This window comes from Stenotrophomonas sp. 21LCFQ19, from assembly GCF_056861425.1.
The window spans coordinates 48,394-64,954 of the sequence record NZ_JBSPUF010000008.1; the positions used below are offsets into that span (position 1 = coordinate 48,394).

The 16,561-nt window shown below is 63.9% G+C and carries 14 protein-coding genes; 8 read left to right on the top strand and 6 right to left on the bottom strand.

The genetic code is table 11. The features are described from left to right. Positions 1 to 6: 6 nt before the first annotated feature. Together AC13FW_RS10405 and AC13FW_RS10410 are read left to right on the top strand one after the other, a co-directional pair. The gene (locus AC13FW_RS10405; RefSeq protein WP_482988999.1) at positions 7 to 3,147 is read left to right on the top strand and encodes an efflux RND transporter permease subunit; all 3,141 of its coding nucleotides are present in this window, start codon (positions 7 to 9) and stop codon (positions 3,145 to 3,147) included. Between the two features lie 5 nt (positions 3,148 to 3,152). Continuing rightward, on the top strand, positions 3,153 to 4,619 hold the full coding sequence (locus tag AC13FW_RS10410; RefSeq protein ID WP_482989096.1) for an efflux transporter outer membrane subunit: 1,467 nt from the start codon (positions 3,153 to 3,155) through the stop codon (positions 4,617 to 4,619). Between the two features lie 78 nt (positions 4,620 to 4,697). Here the strand turns inward: AC13FW_RS10410 and AC13FW_RS10415 are convergent, their stop codons facing one another. Next, positions 4,698 to 5,909 (bottom strand): MFS transporter, encoded by a 1,212-nt coding sequence (locus tag AC13FW_RS10415; protein ID WP_482989000.1) that lies wholly within the window; start codon positions 5,907 to 5,909, stop codon positions 4,698 to 4,700. A gap of 72 nt (positions 5,910 to 5,981) precedes the next feature. Here AC13FW_RS10415 and AC13FW_RS10420 point away from each other — a divergent pair, with 72 nt between their 5' ends. After that, positions 5,982 to 6,782, top strand: coding sequence for an AraC family transcriptional regulator (locus AC13FW_RS10420; protein WP_296248957.1), 801 nt, complete (start codon positions 5,982 to 5,984; stop codon positions 6,780 to 6,782). 61 nt (positions 6,783 to 6,843) lie between these two features. Here AC13FW_RS10420 and AC13FW_RS10425 read toward each other — a convergent pair whose 3' ends face one another. Next, a complete protein-coding gene (locus AC13FW_RS10425; protein ID WP_482989001.1) occupies positions 6,844 to 7,536 on the bottom strand; it encodes an alpha/beta hydrolase in 693 nt (230 codons plus the stop codon). Between the two features lie 428 nt (positions 7,537 to 7,964). On the opposite strand from AC13FW_RS10425, the gene AC13FW_RS10430 reads away from it, so the two are divergent. Further along, positions 7,965 to 8,327, top strand: a complete 363-nt coding sequence (locus AC13FW_RS10430) for a roadblock/LC7 domain-containing protein (protein ID WP_296248962.1) — start codon at positions 7,965 to 7,967, stop codon at positions 8,325 to 8,327. 217 nt (positions 8,328 to 8,544) lie between these two features. On the opposite strand, the gene AC13FW_RS10435 is transcribed toward AC13FW_RS10430, so the two are convergent. The 3 genes from AC13FW_RS10435 to AC13FW_RS10445 form a co-directional block, all read right to left on the bottom strand. Then, entirely contained in the window at positions 8,545 to 10,068 is a 1,524-nt protein-coding gene (locus AC13FW_RS10435; RefSeq protein ID WP_482989002.1) for a serine hydrolase domain-containing protein, read from the bottom strand. 74 nt (positions 10,069 to 10,142) lie between these two features. After that, positions 10,143 to 10,955 (bottom strand): helix-turn-helix transcriptional regulator, encoded by an 813-nt coding sequence (locus AC13FW_RS10440; protein ID WP_482989003.1) that lies wholly within the window; start codon positions 10,953 to 10,955, stop codon positions 10,143 to 10,145. Positions 10,956 to 11,090: 135 nt separating this feature from the next. After that, the gene (locus AC13FW_RS10445; protein ID WP_482989097.1) at positions 11,091 to 11,996 is read right to left on the bottom strand and encodes an alpha/beta hydrolase; all 906 of its coding nucleotides are present in this window, start codon (positions 11,994 to 11,996) and stop codon (positions 11,091 to 11,093) included. A gap of 262 nt (positions 11,997 to 12,258) precedes the next feature. Between AC13FW_RS10445 and AC13FW_RS10450 the strand changes: the two genes are divergently transcribed. Beyond that, entirely contained in the window at positions 12,259 to 12,666 is a 408-nt protein-coding gene (locus AC13FW_RS10450) for a helix-turn-helix domain-containing protein (RefSeq protein WP_482989004.1), read from the top strand. Positions 12,667 to 12,881: 215 nt separating this feature from the next. Here the strand turns inward: AC13FW_RS10450 and gpmA are convergent, their stop codons facing one another. Beyond that, positions 12,882 to 13,631, bottom strand: a complete 750-nt coding sequence (gpmA, locus tag AC13FW_RS10455; RefSeq protein WP_482989005.1) for a 2,3-diphosphoglycerate-dependent phosphoglycerate mutase — start codon at positions 13,629 to 13,631, stop codon at positions 12,882 to 12,884. 392 nt (positions 13,632 to 14,023) lie between these two features. On the opposite strand from gpmA, the gene AC13FW_RS10460 reads away from it, so the two are divergent. The 3 genes from AC13FW_RS10460 to AC13FW_RS10470 all read left to right on the top strand — a co-directional run bounded on the left by AC13FW_RS10460 (position 14,024) and on the right by AC13FW_RS10470 (position 16,512). After that, positions 14,024 to 14,884, top strand: coding sequence for a pirin family protein (locus AC13FW_RS10460; protein WP_482989006.1), 861 nt, complete (start codon positions 14,024 to 14,026; stop codon positions 14,882 to 14,884). Positions 14,885 to 15,084: 200 nt separating this feature from the next. Next, positions 15,085 to 15,804, top strand: a complete 720-nt coding sequence (aqpZ, locus tag AC13FW_RS10465) for an aquaporin Z (protein ID WP_482989007.1) — start codon at positions 15,085 to 15,087, stop codon at positions 15,802 to 15,804. Positions 15,805 to 16,035: 231 nt separating this feature from the next. Further along, entirely contained in the window at positions 16,036 to 16,512 is a 477-nt protein-coding gene (locus tag AC13FW_RS10470; RefSeq protein ID WP_482989008.1) for a hypothetical protein, read from the top strand. The last annotated feature ends 49 nt before the right edge of the window (positions 16,513 to 16,561 follow it).

Consider the following 16,561-nt stretch of genomic DNA (forward strand, 5'->3'; position numbering starts at 1 on the left):
GCAGCCGTGGCACGTTTCTTCATCGACCGGCCGATTTTTGCCTGGGTCATCGCCATCGTCATCACCCTGGCCGGCACGCTGGCGGTGTTCTCGCTGCCGCTGGAACAGTACCCGGACATCGCCCCACCGTCGGTGTCGATCCGCGCCAACTACACCGGCGCCTCGGCACAGACGGTGGAAAATGCCGTGACCCAGGTCATCGAGCAACAGATGACCGGGCTGGACAACCTGATGTACATGTCCTCGAGCAGCAGTTCCTCGGGCGGCGCGCAGATCACCCTGACCTTCGAGTCCGGCACCAATGCCGACACCGCGCAGATGCAGGTGCAGAACAAGCTGCAGCAGGCCGAATCCAAGCTACCCGATGCGGTCAAGAACACCGGCGTCACCGTCACCAAGTCCTCCGGCAACATCTTCATGGTGGTCGCCTTCAGCTCGGCCGATGGATCGATGCAGAAGAACGACATCGCCGACTACATGGCCTCGTCGGTGCAGGACCCGATCAGCCGCGTCTCAGGCGTGGGCAACGTGCAGGTGATGGGCGCGCAGTATGCGATGCGGATATGGCTGGACCCGGAAAAGCTGCGCACGTATTCGCTGATGCCTTCGGACATCAGCACGGCGATAAGCGCACAGAATGCCGACGTATCCTCCGGCCAGCTCGGTGCGCTGCCGGCGGTGGACGACCAAGGGCTGAATGTCACCGTGACCGCTCGCAGCCGCCTGCAGACGCAGGAGCAGTTCCGCAAAGTGGTGGTCAAGTCTGATCCCAGCGGTGCGCTGGTCCATCTGTCGGACGTGGCCACGGTCGAACTCGGCGGCGAGAGCTACAACGTCATGTCCACCTTCAACGGCAAGCCAGCCGCTGGCATGGGCATCGAGCTGGCCAGCGGTGCGAATGCACTGCAGGTGGCCGACGCAGTGCAGGCTCGCCTGCAGCAACTCCAGCCGTTCTTCCCAGCCGGCCTGCAGTACCAGGTGGCGATGGACACCACCCCATTCGTGCGCATTTCCATCGAGGAGGTCGTCAAGACCCTGATCGAGGCGATCGTGCTGGTGGTGCTGATCATGTACCTGTTCCTGCAGAGCTGGCGGGCGACGCTGATCCCCGCGGTGGCGGTGCCGGTCGTGTTGATGGGCACCTTCGGCGTGCTGTCCCTGCTGGGCTACTCGATCAACACCTTGACCATGTTCGCGATGGTGCTGGCCATCGGCCTGCTGGTGGACGATGCGATCGTGGTGGTGGAGAACGTCGAGCGGGTGATGGTCAGCGAGCACCTGTCCGCGCGCGAGGCCACCCGCAAGTCGATGCAGCAGATCACCGGCGCGCTGGTCGGCATCGCGCTGGTGCTGACCGCGGTGTTCCTGCCGATGGCGTTCTTCGGCGGCTCCACCGGCATGATCTATCGCCAGTTCTCGGTGACCATTGCCTCGGCGATGATCCTCTCCGTGCTGGTGGCCATGACCTTGACGCCAGCGATGTGCGCCAGCCTGCTGATCGCTCCCGGTCCGGACGGGCATGCCGTGCATCGCGGGCGCCTGGGCCGCTTCTTCGCCGGCTTCAACCGCCGCTTCGATGCCAGCGCCGAGCGCTACCAGCACGGTGTGCAGGGCCTGCTCGGCCGACGCTCACTGGGGCTGGCCTGCTATGCCGCACTGGTGCTGCTGATGGCGGTATTGTTCTGGCGCCTGCCTACCTCGTTCCTGCCCGCGGAGGACCAGGGCACGCTGATCGTGCAGGTCAAGCTGCCATCCGGCACCACCATGCAGCGCACCCAGGCGGTGATGGACCAGCTGACCGCATACGCGCTGGAGCAGCCAGAGGTGTCCACCATCATGGCCAACGCCGGCTCCGGCGGTGGCGGCGGCAACAGTGCGCAGAACTCCGCGCAGGCCTACATACGACTGAAGGATTGGTCACTGCGTGATGCCAGCGCCCAGCAGGTTGGCGTCCGCATAACCCAAGCCATGTCCCGCATCCCAGATGCACAGATCTTCGCGGTGACGCCCTCCGGCATCCCCGGCATGGGTCAGACCGGTGGTTTCACTTTCCAGCTACAGGACCTGGGCGGCGCCGGCCATGAGGCGTTGCTCGCTGCCCGCGAGCAGTTGCTGCAGGGTGCCGCGCAGGAATCGTCCTTGGCCAAGGTGCGCTACACCGCCGTCGATGATGCCCCGAGCTTCAAGGTGGAGATCGACGACGCCAAGGCAGGCGCGCTGGACCTGGCCACCAGCGACATCAACAACACGCTCTCCACGGCATTGGGCGGCACCTACGTCAACGACTTCATCAATCGCGGCAGGGTGAAGAAAGTCTACGTACAAGGCGAGGCCGCGGCGCGGATGCTGCCCGCCGACATCGGCCGCTGGTCGGTACGCAACAGCGACGGCCAGATGGTGGCGTTTTCTGCCTTCTCCACATCTTCATGGGACTTCGCCCCGGCCACGCTGACCCGTTTCAACGGCAGCGGTTCGATGGAAATCAGTGGTGAGGCCAACGCCGGCACCAGTTCAGGCACAGCCATGGACACCATGGAGCGTCTGGCCGCGGAGCTGCCTGCGGGAATGGGCTTTTCCTGGTCGGGCATGTCCTACCAGGAACGCCTGGCCGGCAATCAGGCCCCGCTGCTGTACGCGGTCTCGCTGCTGTTCGTGTTCCTGTGCCTGGCCGCCCTGTATGAAAGCTGGTCGGTGCCGCTGTCGGTGATGCTGGCCGTGCCCATCGGCGTGGTTGGCGCCCTGCTGCTCACAAGCCTGCGCGGGCTGGAGAATGACGTGTACTTCCAGGTCGGCCTGTTGACCACCGTCGGTCTGGCCGCGAAGAACGGCATCCTCATCGTTGAGTTCGCCAAGGAGCTGGAAGAACAGGGTCAATCACTCCTGCAGGCAGTGGTGCATGCCGCGCGCATGCGCCTGCGACCAATCCTGATGACCTCGCTGGCGTTCCTGCTCGGCGTACTACCGCTGGTGATCAGCAGTGGCGCAGGGTCGGCCGGCCGCCACTCGCTGGGTACCGGCGTATTCGGCGGCACGCTCGCCTCCACCGCGCTGGGCATCTTCTTCGTCCCGCTGTTCTACGTGATCGTGCGTAGCCTCTCGCCGCGCAAAACGCGCGCAACGACGACCGAAGTGGAGAACCCGTCGTGACCCGGATCCGCCCCGTGCCTGCCCCGCGCAGCTCCGTATTGTTTGTCGCCTGCCTGCTTGCACTATCTGCCTGCACCAGCATGGCGCCGCATTACGTGCGACCACCAACACCGGTGAGCGGCACCCTTCCGGTGCCGCCTCCCACCACCGGGGACGATGCCCGCGCAGTGGCCGAGCTGCAGTGGCGGCAGGTTTTCCTGGACCCCCGCCTGCAACAGGTGATCGCACTGGCGCTGGAGAACAACCGCGACCTGCGCATCGCCCTGCTCAACATCGAATCACAGCGCGCCCAGTTCCGCATCCAACGGGCTTCGTCGCTGCCCGCGATTGACGCGTCCGCGTCGCAGTCGCGTAGTCGCGGCAGCGATACCTCCGGGGAGGCCGGCGTCAGCCGGGGTGCCAGCGCCGAGGTCGGCATCGCCAGTTGGGAACTGGATCTGTTCGGTCGCATCCGCAGCCTCAACGACGAGGCCCTGGAGACCTGGTTGGCCACCACTGAAACCCAGCGCGGCACCCGCTTGTCGCTGGTCGCCGAAGTGGCGACGGCGTGGCTGACGCTCTGCGCCGACCAGCAGCGGCTGGAACTGGCCACGCAGACCCTGCACAACCAACAGCAGACTCTGGCACTGAGCCAACAGCGGCATGCGCAGGGCATCGTCTCCGGCCTGGACCTGGCCCAGGTGGAAGCCAGCGTGCAAAGCGCGCGGGCCGACGTAGCCAGCTACACCGCGCAACTGGCTCAAGATCGCAACGCGCTGGAGCTGTTGGCCGGCACGCACGTGCAGGACACGCTGCTGCCTTCCAATGCTGAATTGGGCAGTGCCGTGGCGCTGGCGCCAATTCCCCCGGACCTCGATTCACGGGTACTGCTGGAACGGCCCGATGTGCTCGCGGCCGAGCATGCACTGAAGGCTGCCAATGCCAACATCGGCGCTGCGCGTGCTGCGTTCTTCCCGAGCATTTCGCTCACCGCAAGCACCGGCCGCAGCAGCGACGCACTGTCCTCGCTGTTCAGCGGCGGCCAACGCACCTGGTCATTCATTCCGAGCATCAGCATCCCGATCTTCCACGCAGGCGCACTGAAAGCCGAGCTGGACGTCGCCACACTGGGCAAGCACATCGAGGTGGCCCGCTACGAAAAGAGCATCCAGAGCGCGTTCGCCGAAGTCGCCGATGCACTGGTTGCCCGCGCCAACCTTGATGAGCAGCTTGATGCGCAACACGCGTTGGTCGCCGCCAACCAACGCGGCTACACCCTCGCCGATACCCGCTACCGCGCCGGGGTGGATGGTTATCTGGAAGCCTTGGACGCACAACGTTCGTTGTACGCTGCACTGCAGGCACAGATCACCCTGCAGCTGTCCGAAGCCAACAACCGGGTCGCGCTGTACAAGGTGCTGGGCGGAGGCGCCGACGCGCAGCCCAACGCCAGTACCGCCGCGTCCGCATCAGCACAGGATTTGCCTGGTTGACGCCCTGCACTGTCTGCAGCATTGCAGGCTTGCGGATTCGCTCCGCTTGCCCCGGCGACGGTCTCTACACATTTGGCCTCAGTGCACGCGCGGGTTCGGCAGGAACGCGGCGACGATTCCCAGCAGTGGCAGGAACGAGATCACCTTGTAGACCCAGAGGATGCTGGTGTGGTCGGCGAGCACGCCCAGCACCGCCGCACCCAGGCCGCCCATGCCGAAGGCGAAGCCAAAGAACAGGCCGGAAACCGTGCCGATGCGGTTGGGCATCAATTCCTGCGCGTAGACCAGGATCGCCGAGAACGCCGAGGACAGCACGAAGCCGATGACCATCGTCAGGATCATGGTCCACTGCAGGTCTGCGTACGGCAGCATCAAGGCGAACGGTGCAACGCCCAAAATCGACGCCCAGATCACCGGCTTGCGGCCGATCCGGTCACCCAGCGGCCCGCCAATCAGGGTGCCGGCCGCCGACGCTGCAAGGAAACCGAACAGGTGCAGCTGCGCGCTCTGTACCGACACATGGAATTTCTGGATCAGATAGAACGTGTAGTAGCTGCTCAGACCGGCGATGTAGAAGTACTTGCTGAAGATCAGCACCAGCAGGATGCCGATCACCCAGGCCACAGTCTTCGGCGGCAACAGATTGGCCGGCTTGGCCGCCACCTTGGGCTGCGCGGCCACGGCCAGCAGGTGCTGCTGGTACCAGCGGCTCACATAAGTCAGCAGGCCTATGCCCAACAATGCGGCGCAGGCGAACCAGGCCACACTGCGTTGCCCGTTCGGCACGATCACCGCTGCAGCCAGCAGCGGGCCCACCGCGGTACCGGCGTTGCCGCCCAACTGGAACACCGATTGGGACAAGCCATGGCGACCGCCGGATGCCAGCCGCGCGATGCGCGAGGATTCCGGATGGAAGATCGCCGAGCCGATGCCGACCAGCATCGCCGCCACCAGCACCGTCGCGAAGTTCGGTGCGAACGCCAACAGCAACAGGCCACACAAAGTGGACAGCATGCCCATCGGCAGCGAATACGGCGCCGGCCGCTTGTCGGTTCGCAGGCCGATCAAGGGCTGGAACAAGGACGCAGTGAGCTGGTAGGTCAGCGTGATCAAACCCACCTGGGCGAAACTCAGATGGAACTGACCCTTGAAGATCGGGTACAGCGCCAGGATCAGCGACTGCATCATGTCGTTGACCAGGTGAGAACTGCTGATCGCAGCGAGCACACCTACCGCGACCGGGCGACGTTGTGGGACGGGAGCTGCAAGCGTTGAAGCAGGAGATGACATGGCGTAACCGCGGGATGGGGGCGGACGCGCATGGTAGAGTCGCGGTCAACGTCCATCCTGCGCGATATGGTCATGCATCCTTTCGAAAAGGACATTCCGGATGCCCGAAAAGGCCGTCGCCAGCCGCTCCCGGCCGGGCCGGAAACCGTGGTGTACTGCAAGGCGCGCGACTACCCCAGCGCCACCGTGATTCCGCTGCACCACCATCCGGATCGGCACCAGCTGGTCTACGCGGAAACCGGGGTATTGGTGGTCAATGCAGGCATGGGCCGCTGGGTGGTACCCAGCACGCGGGCGATCTGGATGCCGGCCGGCATCGGCCACCAGGTGCATTGCATCGGCCTGGTGCAGATGCGCAGCCTCTACATCACCCCGGAGGCAATGCCACACGCGCCGGAGACACCCTCGGCGGTGTCCATCACGCCGTTGCTGGCATCGCTGATCCACGCCGCGGTGGAAATACCGGCGCGCTATGCCGAGAACTCGCGTGATGGTCGGCTGATGCGATTGATCCTGGACGAAGTGCAGACCTTGCCGGTGCTGCCGCTACACCTGCCCGAGCCTCGCGACCCGCGGCTGCGCCAGATCGGCAGGCAGCTGCAGCGCCACCCGGACGATGCTTCCACCCTGCAGGACTGGGCGGCGCGCCTGCAGGTGGACGTCAAAACCATCCAGCGCCTGTGTGCGCGCGAACTGGGCATGACCTTCGGCCAATGGCGCCAGCAGGCACGCCTGCTGCGTGCACTGGAACGCTTGGCGGTTGGCGAGAAAGTCATCGACGTTGCATTGGCGCTGGGCTATGAGAGCCCCAGCGCATTCGCCACCATGTTCAAGCGCCGTTTCGGGCTGACGCCGAGCCAGTTCTTCCGCTGAGGGCATATGCGAACCGCCGCGCCGCCGCAGTGGGCAACGCGGCGGACGATGCGCGTCGCTTTCAGCCAGTGGTGGCCGTCGCCGCCTCGTCGATCAGGGCTGCGACTTCCGCCGGATGCGATGCCAACGATGCATGCCCCGCATGCAGCGTTATCACTTTGCGCGCGTTGAGGCGGGCGGACATCGCCTTCTGGTTCTCCGGCGCGATCATCCGGTCCTGGCTGGATATCTGGTACCAGCTTGGCTTGTACTTCCAGGCCGGGTCGCTGATGTTCTCACCGAAGGTACCGGCCAACGGCGCCTTCTGCGTCACGCCCATGACAAAGCCCTCCTCCTCGGGCAGATCCTGGCAGAAGCTCTCATGGAACTTATCCGGCTTCAGCCACAGATAGCCGTCGCTGTCTGGCGCCAGATTCGGTGCTGCGACTGGAAGGTGCTGCTGGGTGATGCCGCCCGGGCTCTCGCCGGCATCGGGAGCAAACGCAGCAATGAACACCAAGGCTTTCACGTTGGGCAGATTGCCAGCCTGGGTGATTACCGCACCGCCGTAGGAATGCCCAGCCAGGACCACCGGCCCGTCGATCTGCACCACCATCTTGCGGGTGCGCTCGGCATCATCAGCCAAGGAAGTAAGTGGGTTTTCCACCGCACGGATGTCCTGATAACCGAGGCGTCTAAGCTCCAGTACCACGCGCGCCCAATGCGCCGCCCCGCCCCAGAAACCATGCACCAGAACTACTGCCGGCTTACCCATGATGTGCACTCCCGCTGGTTGGAATAGTCGATGACAGCGAGCGGGCGCCCCGCCTGTCAGCGCAGGACACTCACCCTGTGCCAGCCATTCTGCGACCCGGCTGTAAACTGGCCGTGACGGATTCATTGCCGGTATTGCGCCGGAATTCCGGTTCCCATTCAGTGCTGAATCGAGCGCAGGCAGCACCGTGGCCAGCCATTGCAAGCCGGCGCCGCTTTCCTTCGCACTGCCTCCAGCATGGGTTCTGCTGCCTTTTCCTGCGCTCGTCGAGCCGGCGGCAGGCCAACCATAAAACGCACCGTTGCACTCCACATGACGGGCCAACTCGCATGCGTCCAACGGTATTCGCTATGCTGCGCGCCCGCTCGCCCGGGACGGACCTGCGCGGGCTTTGCTTTTGTAGTACCCCTTACTTCATTGGATGAGAAATGGCTGCAAACGTAAAACTTGATGCTTTGAGCGAAATTGCGGGCTTCATCGGCGCCGCATTGGTGGACAGCGACAGCGGCATGACGCTGGGTACGCTGGGTGGCGGCGCCATCAACATGGAAGTTGCCGCCGCCGGCAATGCCGACGTCGTGCGCGCCAAGCGCCGCGTGGCCAATTCGCTGGGCCTGAACGAGGTGGTGGAAGACATCCTGCTCACCTTGTCCAAGCAGTACCACCTGATCCGCCCACTGGACGGCAATAAGGACCTGTTCCTGTATGTCGTGCTCGACCGCGGCCATGCCAACCTCGCGATGGCGCGGCATGAGCTGAAGTCCTTCGAGAAGACCCTGGATTTCAAGTAAGCCGCAGCAGTCGCTTGCAGCAAGCAAAAGCCCGGCGAGATGCCGGGCTTTTGCATTGGACAGCAGCACCAAGCGACCAGCATTTTCTCCTTGTAGGAGCGGCGTAAGCCGCGAAGCAGATAGATCTCCAGATGGCACAGATATCTGCAACTGCGGCAATGCCAGCTTCGCGGCTTACGCCGCTCCTACAAAAAGCTGTCAACGCCGCTGTACGTAATTACTTGGGCTCGGCCCGCACATAGCGTTGCCCGTCAAACTCAAACCCCAGCAATTCACCTTGTGCACCGCGCTGGAACTGCAGCGGCTCCAGCACATCCAAGGGCCCATCCTGGGCAGCGAACAGATCCGTCGCAGCAGGCATCAACCTGCGGTTGAGCGCACCAATCCGAAGCTGCAGCCCCTCGACACCGTCCGTCACCTGCGCGGCAACCGGCAACACTTCTCCGCGGAACGCTCCTGCATAGGCAGCATTCGACTCCGGCTTCCATTGCCATCCCTGCCACTGTGGATCGCCATGCTGCTTTGCCTGCCGCGCGCGCATCCCGGCCAACTGCTCGGTCACGCGCTGCGGATAGGCCTTGCGCCGGATCTGCGCCCATGACGCAGCTTCGGGATGGTCCACCAGATACTGGAAGAACTGCACCACGGTGCGCGACGTCAGCCAGCCAGTGGCGTTGTCCGAGTTGGAGAACACGCCGATGCCAACGCCCAGATCCGGTGAGAACGCCATCATGCTGCGTGCGCCGGTATAGCTGCCGCCGTGGATGTACAGCGTGTGGCCCTCGAAATCACATACGTTCCAACCAAACGCGTAGCCATTGCAGGGCAACTCGTAGGCATTGCGGGCCTTGGGATCGACCTGCGCACCGATCCGGTGGGCAGCATCCAGCAAGCGTGCATCGAATTGGGGAGCCAAGGTTGCACCCAGCTGCAAGCGCAACCAACGGCCCATGTCGCGCGGCGAGGTCATCATGCCGCCGGCCGAATGCATCAAGGCGTCAGGCTTGGGTGGCACCAATCGCCAGCCCTGTTCGGTACCCAGCCATTGGTGGTTGAACGCCAGCTGCGCCGGATCGAAGCTGGAGGTATTTGTTGCGGTTTCGTGCAGCTGCAACGGCGTGAACAGGGTTTGCTGCAACCAGTCCTGCCAGGAGCGGCCTGTGTGTTGCTGCAGGATCGCTGCGTAGATGTTGTAACCGAGATTGTCGTAGTCGAAGCCATCGGCGCGTTTGCTGGCGAACTGCTGCAGCAGCTGCGGATACAGGGCCGGATCGGGACTGCCGATGTACGCCTCCAGCGTGGTGATCGCATCCGCGCTCAAAGGCACACGGTGATTGAGCAGGTCCGCCAAGGTCCATGCGGCAGGATCGACGCCGTCAGGCAGGCGCAGCTGCGGCCAGTGATCGGCCAGGCTACTGTCCAAGTGCAGCACGCCCTGCTGATCCAGCACCTGCGCCAGCAATCCCATGTAAGACTTGGTCTGCGACGCGATGTACATCGGCGTGTGCATGGTCAGCCGCGCCTGGCTGCTGGCGTTGCGCAGGCCGCGGGTATAGCCCAGCAATTGCTGGTCACGGTCGACGATCACCACCGCGTAGCCCGGCCCCAGCTCCGGAATGCCATCCAGGAATACCGCCAGCTCCCGCGCCGCCTGTTGCGGCGAGGCCGCCACAGCCGTTGTCACGCCCCCCAGCCAGGCGGGAACCAGTAATAGCAGGGACAGGATGTTGCGCAGATGCATGGTGCGGCTCCGTGGCTGACAAGCGCCACGATGCGCCAGGGCATTGCCCAGGGTCTTGAACGGATTGAACCTGCTCACGCCTGCAACAGCGCGCGCAGGCGCGCCGGGGTCAGCCCGCTGTGCGTGCGGGCAATCCGGCTGAAATGGGATTGGTCGGCAAAGCCGGCCTGCTGCGCCACATCAACCAGGGCCTGCCCGTTGGCCAACAGCGGCAGGGCGCGCTGCAACTGCGCGCGGGCGCGGAACACCGACGGCGCACAGCCCATCCAACGCGCGAAGGCACGGGCGACGTACACCGGATGCACGCCAAGCTCACCAGCCAGGTCGGCCAACTGCACATTTTCATCCTGCAGACGCTGGCAGTACAACGCCAACCAACGTGGCGGCGTGCCGCTGGGGCGCTCGTCCGGGGCGACCATGCCAGCCAGCAATTCCCAGAGCCGGGCATCAATATCCGCAGCGACCAGCTCGCCTGCAAACAAGGCCGACAACAGTCCCCGTCCCTGCAGCAGCAACGGCTGCAGCGCATGCCCGCGCCATTGCCAGGCACGGCCGATACCGAGCTTGTCCTGCAGGTCGAACGATGCCGGCAGGTCGATACCCAGCATCAGCGCACCGCTCGGCCCGTAATCATTGGCATGGGCGACGCCCGCCTGCTTCACGCCCAATGCTGGCACGGCCAGCCGCTCCTCGCCCTGCCCGGTCTGCTCCATCAAGGTGCCGAGCAGCAACAGCGAGAGCTGGTGACAATCGTGCGCGTGTCGGTGCATGCGCTCACCCGGTGCATACCAACTGACCCGTGCAGCCAGGCGCTCGCCACTGAACACCCGGCGTCGGGTTGGGCCCTGCGCGGCATCGATCCGATGCGTGGTTGGCGGCAAAGACATGGCGTGGCGCGGGCAGCAGGGAGTGAACGCAGTCTAGCCAAGCCGCAGGTCGGCACACCTGCCGTTGGTCGTGGTAGCGCAAGCCAGGCCCGGCCGCTGCGCGCGCGCCGGTCCCGACCCAGCAGATTGATCGACTCAGCCCTTTGGCGCCGCCAGCAGGTACTTCAAGCCATGCATGAAGCCACGCGGTGCAACGCTGAGATGGTCCTCGTCATTGAGCACATCCAGCTTCAGCTCCAGTGGCTGGCCACCACGCGCGCCCAGCAAACCAATCATGCGCTGCGCATCCACCACCATGTCGGCATCGCCGCCGTGCTGCACCGACTCATACTCGCCGACATACATATAGGCCCGCACGGGGAGCTCGGCGGGCTTGCCTGCCGCGGCCAGTCGACGCTCCATCTCGTGCTTGTCGAACCAGTACGACGGGCTGCCAAGGATGTAACCGCTGAACAGTTGTGGGCGTTCCAGCAGCACCTGCGTCCCCAGCAAGGCACCGTAGGAATGGCCGAGGAACATGCGCCGGCTTTCGTCACTGCGGTAGCGATTGGCCACGAATGGCAGCGCCTGCGTTTCCAGGTAGGTGATGTAGTCGCTGGCGCCACCGTGCACGGCATCGGCCGGCGAGCTACTCGGGCCATTGGCGGTGGGCGTGTAATCGCGCCGGCGGCTCTGCATGCCGCCCTCGCCCTTGGCATAGGACAGGCCGACCAGGATGAAGTCCTCGATCTTGCGGCCTTCGACATTCAATCGCCGCGCCATCTGCCAGACCAACGGGAACGCATAGTCGGCGTCGGTGACGTACAAGACCGGATAGCGCTTGTCCGGGTTGTCCGCGTAGCCGCCTGGCAAGGCCACGAACACCTGGTAGTTGCGGCCACTGACCGGATCCGGCACGTCCCAGACTTCACTGCCCAGCACCTCATAAGGCTTGCCTTCGCCACGCTGCGCGGTTGCTGCTGCAGGCTTCGCAGCAGCCGCTTCTGGTGCGGCGTTGGGTGCAGCCTGGTGAGCACCACTACAGGCGCTCAGCGCCACCATTGCCATTACCGACATCATCCATTTGCTCAAGCAGACACTCCAGTCATCGTGATCAATACCCGATGATGGCATGGCACAGCTCCGATCCGAAGACTGTCTCTCCCGCTTGCATGCGCATTGCGGAGCAGCTCAGCCGCCACCTTTGAAGCGCACAAGTCGTTGATTCCTTTGGGACGACACACTGCTGTCGACTTACTGTCGTGTTGTCGAACGCAGTTGCCCGGCAGTCTCGCAGCTCGGCTAACATCGGCAGGAGTGCAGCATGGAAGATCAAACAGTGAAGATCGACGGAAAGCGGATCAGGCTACTGCGCGAAGCCCGCGGCTGGTCGCAGGAACACCTGGCCAGCATCTGCGGTTTGAGCCCGCGCACGGTGCAACGGCTGGAAACCGAAGGCAACGCCTCGCTTGAGTCGCGGATGGCGGTTGCGGCAGCGCTGGAGGTTACAGCGGAGGATCTACTGCATGCAGAGCCTGCCGAGGTTGCAGCGATCGAGAACAGGCCTCCGGTTATCGCACCAACGGCTCCAGGAATACGTCCCGAGAACCTGGTGTTTGGCTTGGCCCTGCTGGTGATGGCGATCCTGTATGGCGCCTATAACGTCGGCAAGGATATGGCGCTGCGCGACAACGCGCTCTGCGATGCAAAACCGGCCCAGTGCCAGCGTTGAGCTGGCTGCACGCTGATTGATTGTTTGTAGGAGCGGCGTAAGCCGCAAAGCAGAGACGTCATCAGATGTCATCGGTGCTTGGGACTTCAGCCATGTCAGCTTCGCGGCTTACGCCGCTGCCACAAATACAAAGACCGATGCCAGCGTACTGACATCGGTCTTTGATTGATTCCTTGCTTGGGCAGGCAACACCGGTGCTGCCTGCAGCCAATCACTTACTTGGCCTTACCCTGGTTGGCCACGGCCTCGGCGGCCTTCTTGGCGGCTTCCGGGTCGCCCAGGTACCGGAACGACTTGACGGTGAGGTCGTCGTTCAATTCGAACAGCAACGGGATGCCGGTCGGGATGTTGAGCTCAAGGATGGCTTCCTTGCTCACGTTGTTGAGGTACTTGTAGAGCGCGCGCAGCGAATTGCCGTGGGCGGTGACCAGCACGGTCTTGCCCTCCTTCAACTGCGGAGCGATGGCATCGTGCCAGTACGGCAACACACGATCCAGCGTGGTCGCCAGCGACTCGGTGGCCGGCAGCGCATTGCGGTCCAGGCCGGCGTAGCGACGGTCATGGATCGGATGGCCCGGGTCGGCCAGGTCCATCGGCGGCGGCGGGATGTCGTAGGAACGACGCCATACCTTGACCTGCTCCTCGCCGTGCTTGGCAGCGGTTTCGGCCTTGTCCAGGCCCTGCAGGCCACCGTAATGGCGCTCGTTCAAACGCCAGGACTTGTTGACCGGCAACCAATCCTGACCCAGTTCGCCCAGTGCACCCTGCAAGGTGTGGATGGCACGCTTCAGCACCGAGGTGTGGGCTACGTCGAACTGCAGGCCTTCTTCCTTCATCAGCCGGCCGGCGTTGGCGGCCTCCTGGCGGCCCTGCTCGGTGAGGTCCACGTCCACCCAGCCGGTGAAGCGGTTATCGAGGTTCCACTGGCTCTGGCCATGGCGCAACAGCACGAGTTTGCGGGTCACTGCGGAGGTCTCCGGATGGGGAAGTAAGACAGCGATTGTAGCCCCTTCACGCTGGCATCCGTTCTTTGTCGGGGGTTTGGGTATGGGAGCGATGTAGTTGCAGGGGAGACTGGTTTTGTTTGTTTGGTGAATGAGCGGGAGCAAGAGCTCACCCCTCCCCAGCCCTCCCCTTGCCTTTGGCAAAGGGAGGGGGCGAAGCAGCAGCCCTGCGCGCAACCGAGCTCTGGCCCCCTCCCTTTCGCGCAGCGAAGGGGAGGGTTGGGGAGGGGTGACGCTTCAAGCTGTCCCACCCTCCCCACCAAAACAACAATCCATTCCCCGCACGACAACCCCCTCTTCGCTTCCACCGTGCCATCCTGCCCCCACATTCAAACACCCCGGAGCAGCCAGCCATGACCACCATCATCAGCCCGCGCGTCCACGACCTTGGTGGCTTCCAGGTACGCCGCGCGGTTCCCTCGCTGCAGGCGCGCAGCGTTGGCTCGTTCGTATTCGTGGACCATATGGGCCCGGCCATCTTCAGCCCCGGCCAAGGCATCGATGTGCGTCCACACCCGCATATCGGCCTGGCCACGGTCACCTTCCTGTGGGCCGGGCAGATCGGCCACCGCGATACCCTGGGGTCGGAGCAGATCATCCGCCCCGGCGACGTCAACTGGATGACCGCCGGCCGTGGCATCGCCCACTCCGAGCGCAGCCCCGGCGAGGCGCGCGAGCACGCGCAGGCCCTGCATGGCATGCAGACCTGGGTGGCGCTGCCCAAGAGCCATGAGGAAACCGACCCCGGCTTCTTCCACTTCTCTGCGGACCAGTTGCCACAGCAGCGCCGCGACGGTGCCTGGCTGCGGGTGATCGCCGGCCGCGCCTATGGCGAGGAATCACCGGTCAAGGTGTTCGCCGACACCTTGAACGTCGCCATCGACCTTGAGCCTGGCGCCGAGATCGACCTGGACAACTCCCATGTAGAGCGCGCGCTCTACATCCTTGAGGGCGACGCCCAGTTGGATGGGGTGGATGTACCTACCCAGCACCTGATCATTCCCGAGCCCGGCGCACACAGCCGTCTGCGCGCCAAGACGCCGCTCAAGGCCATGCTGATGGGGGGCGAACCGCTGGATGGGCCCCGCCACCTGTGGTGGAACTTCGTCTCCAGCTCCAAGGAGCGCATCGAGCAGGCCAAGGACGATTGGCAGAACGGTCGCTTCGGCACGATTCCCGGCGATGACAAGGAATTCATCCCCCTACCCCGCTGAACCCACTTTCCTCGTCACAGCAAGGGCGGAACTCCCATGGCCGCCCCTGCTTTGCTGTAGTTGGTAACCCGCAAATCGCGCATAGACCAAAAGCACTACAGTTGCTCGGGCGAAATAGTTAGCGAATTTGTTACTCACTTCACCCGCTTCTCCGTTATTTTCCCCACACCCGTACCGGGGAAAACATAGGGAACGACACGATGAGCATGGGAAAGCGTTTGGCCGCCGAGTTCCTCGGCACCTTCTGGTTGGTATTGGGCGGTTGCGGCAGCGCGGTATTGGCAGCCAAGTTCGGCGGTGATGCCAATCCGCTGGGTATTGGTTTTGTCGGGGTTGCGCTGGCCTTCGGCCTGACCGTACTGACCGGCGCCTATGCGTTCGGTCATGTCTCCGGCGCGCACTTCAACCCGGCCGTCAGTATCGGTCTGTGGGCCGGCGGTCGCTTCCCTGCCAAGGACCTGCTGCCCTACATCGTGGCGCAGGTACTGGGAGGCATCGTCGCTGCCTTCATCCTGTTGCAGATCGCCAAGGGCAATGCCAGCTTCCTGATCGATGGCAGCCAGGCCGGCGCCTTCGCCAGCAATGGCTACGGCGCGCTGTCGCCGGGTGGCTACACCGTCGCTGCTGCATTCCTGTGCGAAGTGGTGCTGACCGCGGTGTTCCTCGTCGTGATCATGGGTGCTACCCACGGCCGTGCCCCGGCCGGCTTCGCTCCGATCGCCATTGGCCTGGCGTTGACCCTGATCCACCTGATCAGCATTCCGGTCACCAATACCTCGGTCAACCCCGCCCGCTCCACCGCCGTTGCGCTGTTTGCCGGCTCCGGTGCGATCAGCCAGCTGTGGCTGTTCTGGGTGGCACCGATCCTGGGTGCGGCCATCGGCGGCCTGGCTTACAAGTGGATTGGCAGCGACAAGTAAGTCGCATCGATGGTTTCATTTGTTAGTAACTCCCCGGAACGGCCCCTATAAGGGGCCGTTCCTTTTGCGCTGCAAAAGACACTTTGCAACTGACCGGGATTTTGTAATACCGTCGCAACTTGGCTGGCGCGCATGGGGATGCACGTATACAGGGACGGATACCGCCCACCAGCCAGTACTGACTTCAGAACCATCCACACGTTTTTCGTCGCGCCGTCAGGCCGATGTTCCATGGGGGAATGCGAAGTGAAGACTGTTCTTGTTTTTTCTGCCGCGCTGGCGCTCGCAACCAGCGTCAACGCTTCCGCCCAGCAGGCCGTGCAATGCCCATCCCTGCCAGCCAGTAGCGGCCTGCATTGGGAGCAACAGACCCAGAGCGATTTCATCGTCTGCAAAGCCACCACCGAAGACGGCCGCGCTGTCCTCAACATGATGTTGAGCGGGCGTGATCCGGGCCTGTCCTTGAACCGCCCGCTGCGCGCGGAAAAAGGCGCGTTCGGCGGCACCGAGATGCATTGGTACAAGCTGGACATGGGCGGCCGCGACCTGCCGGGCCTGGAGTCGCGCCGCATCAGCGTGGTCAAGCTGGACAAGAACCGCTATGCGCAGATCTGGATCGACGCCGCCGACAATGCCGAGCTGGGCACCCTGCAGACCCTGACCCAGACCTTGAACCTCAATCCGTCTGCTTTGGCTGGCAGCAACTAAGAGCCGATCAATCCAGGCCTGTTGTTGCACGGCAATTGCTGCCGATCCC

Excerpts from the sequence above, each read along its gene's own strand:
- AC13FW_RS10415 (WP_482989000.1), bottom strand. The coding sequence starts at position 5,909 with ATGTCATCTCCTGCTTCAACGCTTGCAGCTCCCGTCCCACAACGTCGC.
- AC13FW_RS10460 (WP_482989006.1), top strand. The coding sequence starts at position 14,024 with ATGACCACCATCATCAGCCCGCGCGTCCACGACCTTGGTGGCTTCCAG.
- AC13FW_RS10425 (WP_482989001.1), bottom strand. The coding sequence starts at position 7,536 with ATGGGTAAGCCGGCAGTAGTTCTGGTGCATGGTTTCTGGGGCGGGGCG.
- AC13FW_RS10435 (WP_482989002.1), bottom strand. The coding sequence starts at position 10,068 with ATGCATCTGCGCAACATCCTGTCCCTGCTATTACTGGTTCCCGCCTGG.
- AC13FW_RS10440 (WP_482989003.1), bottom strand. The coding sequence starts at position 10,955 with ATGTCTTTGCCGCCAACCACGCATCGGATCGATGCCGCGCAGGGCCCA.
- AC13FW_RS10445 (WP_482989097.1), bottom strand. The coding sequence starts at position 11,996 with ATGGTGGCGCTGAGCGCCTGTAGTGGTGCTCACCAGGCTGCACCCAAC.
- aqpZ (WP_482989007.1), top strand. The coding sequence starts at position 15,085 with ATGAGCATGGGAAAGCGTTTGGCCGCCGAGTTCCTCGGCACCTTCTGG.
- AC13FW_RS10420 (WP_296248957.1), top strand. The coding sequence starts at position 5,982 with ATGCATCCTTTCGAAAAGGACATTCCGGATGCCCGAAAAGGCCGTCGC.
- AC13FW_RS10470 (WP_482989008.1), top strand. The coding sequence starts at position 16,036 with ATGGGGGAATGCGAAGTGAAGACTGTTCTTGTTTTTTCTGCCGCGCTG.
- AC13FW_RS10450 (WP_482989004.1), top strand. The coding sequence starts at position 12,259 with ATGGAAGATCAAACAGTGAAGATCGACGGAAAGCGGATCAGGCTACTG.
- AC13FW_RS10430 (WP_296248962.1), top strand. The coding sequence starts at position 7,965 with ATGGCTGCAAACGTAAAACTTGATGCTTTGAGCGAAATTGCGGGCTTC.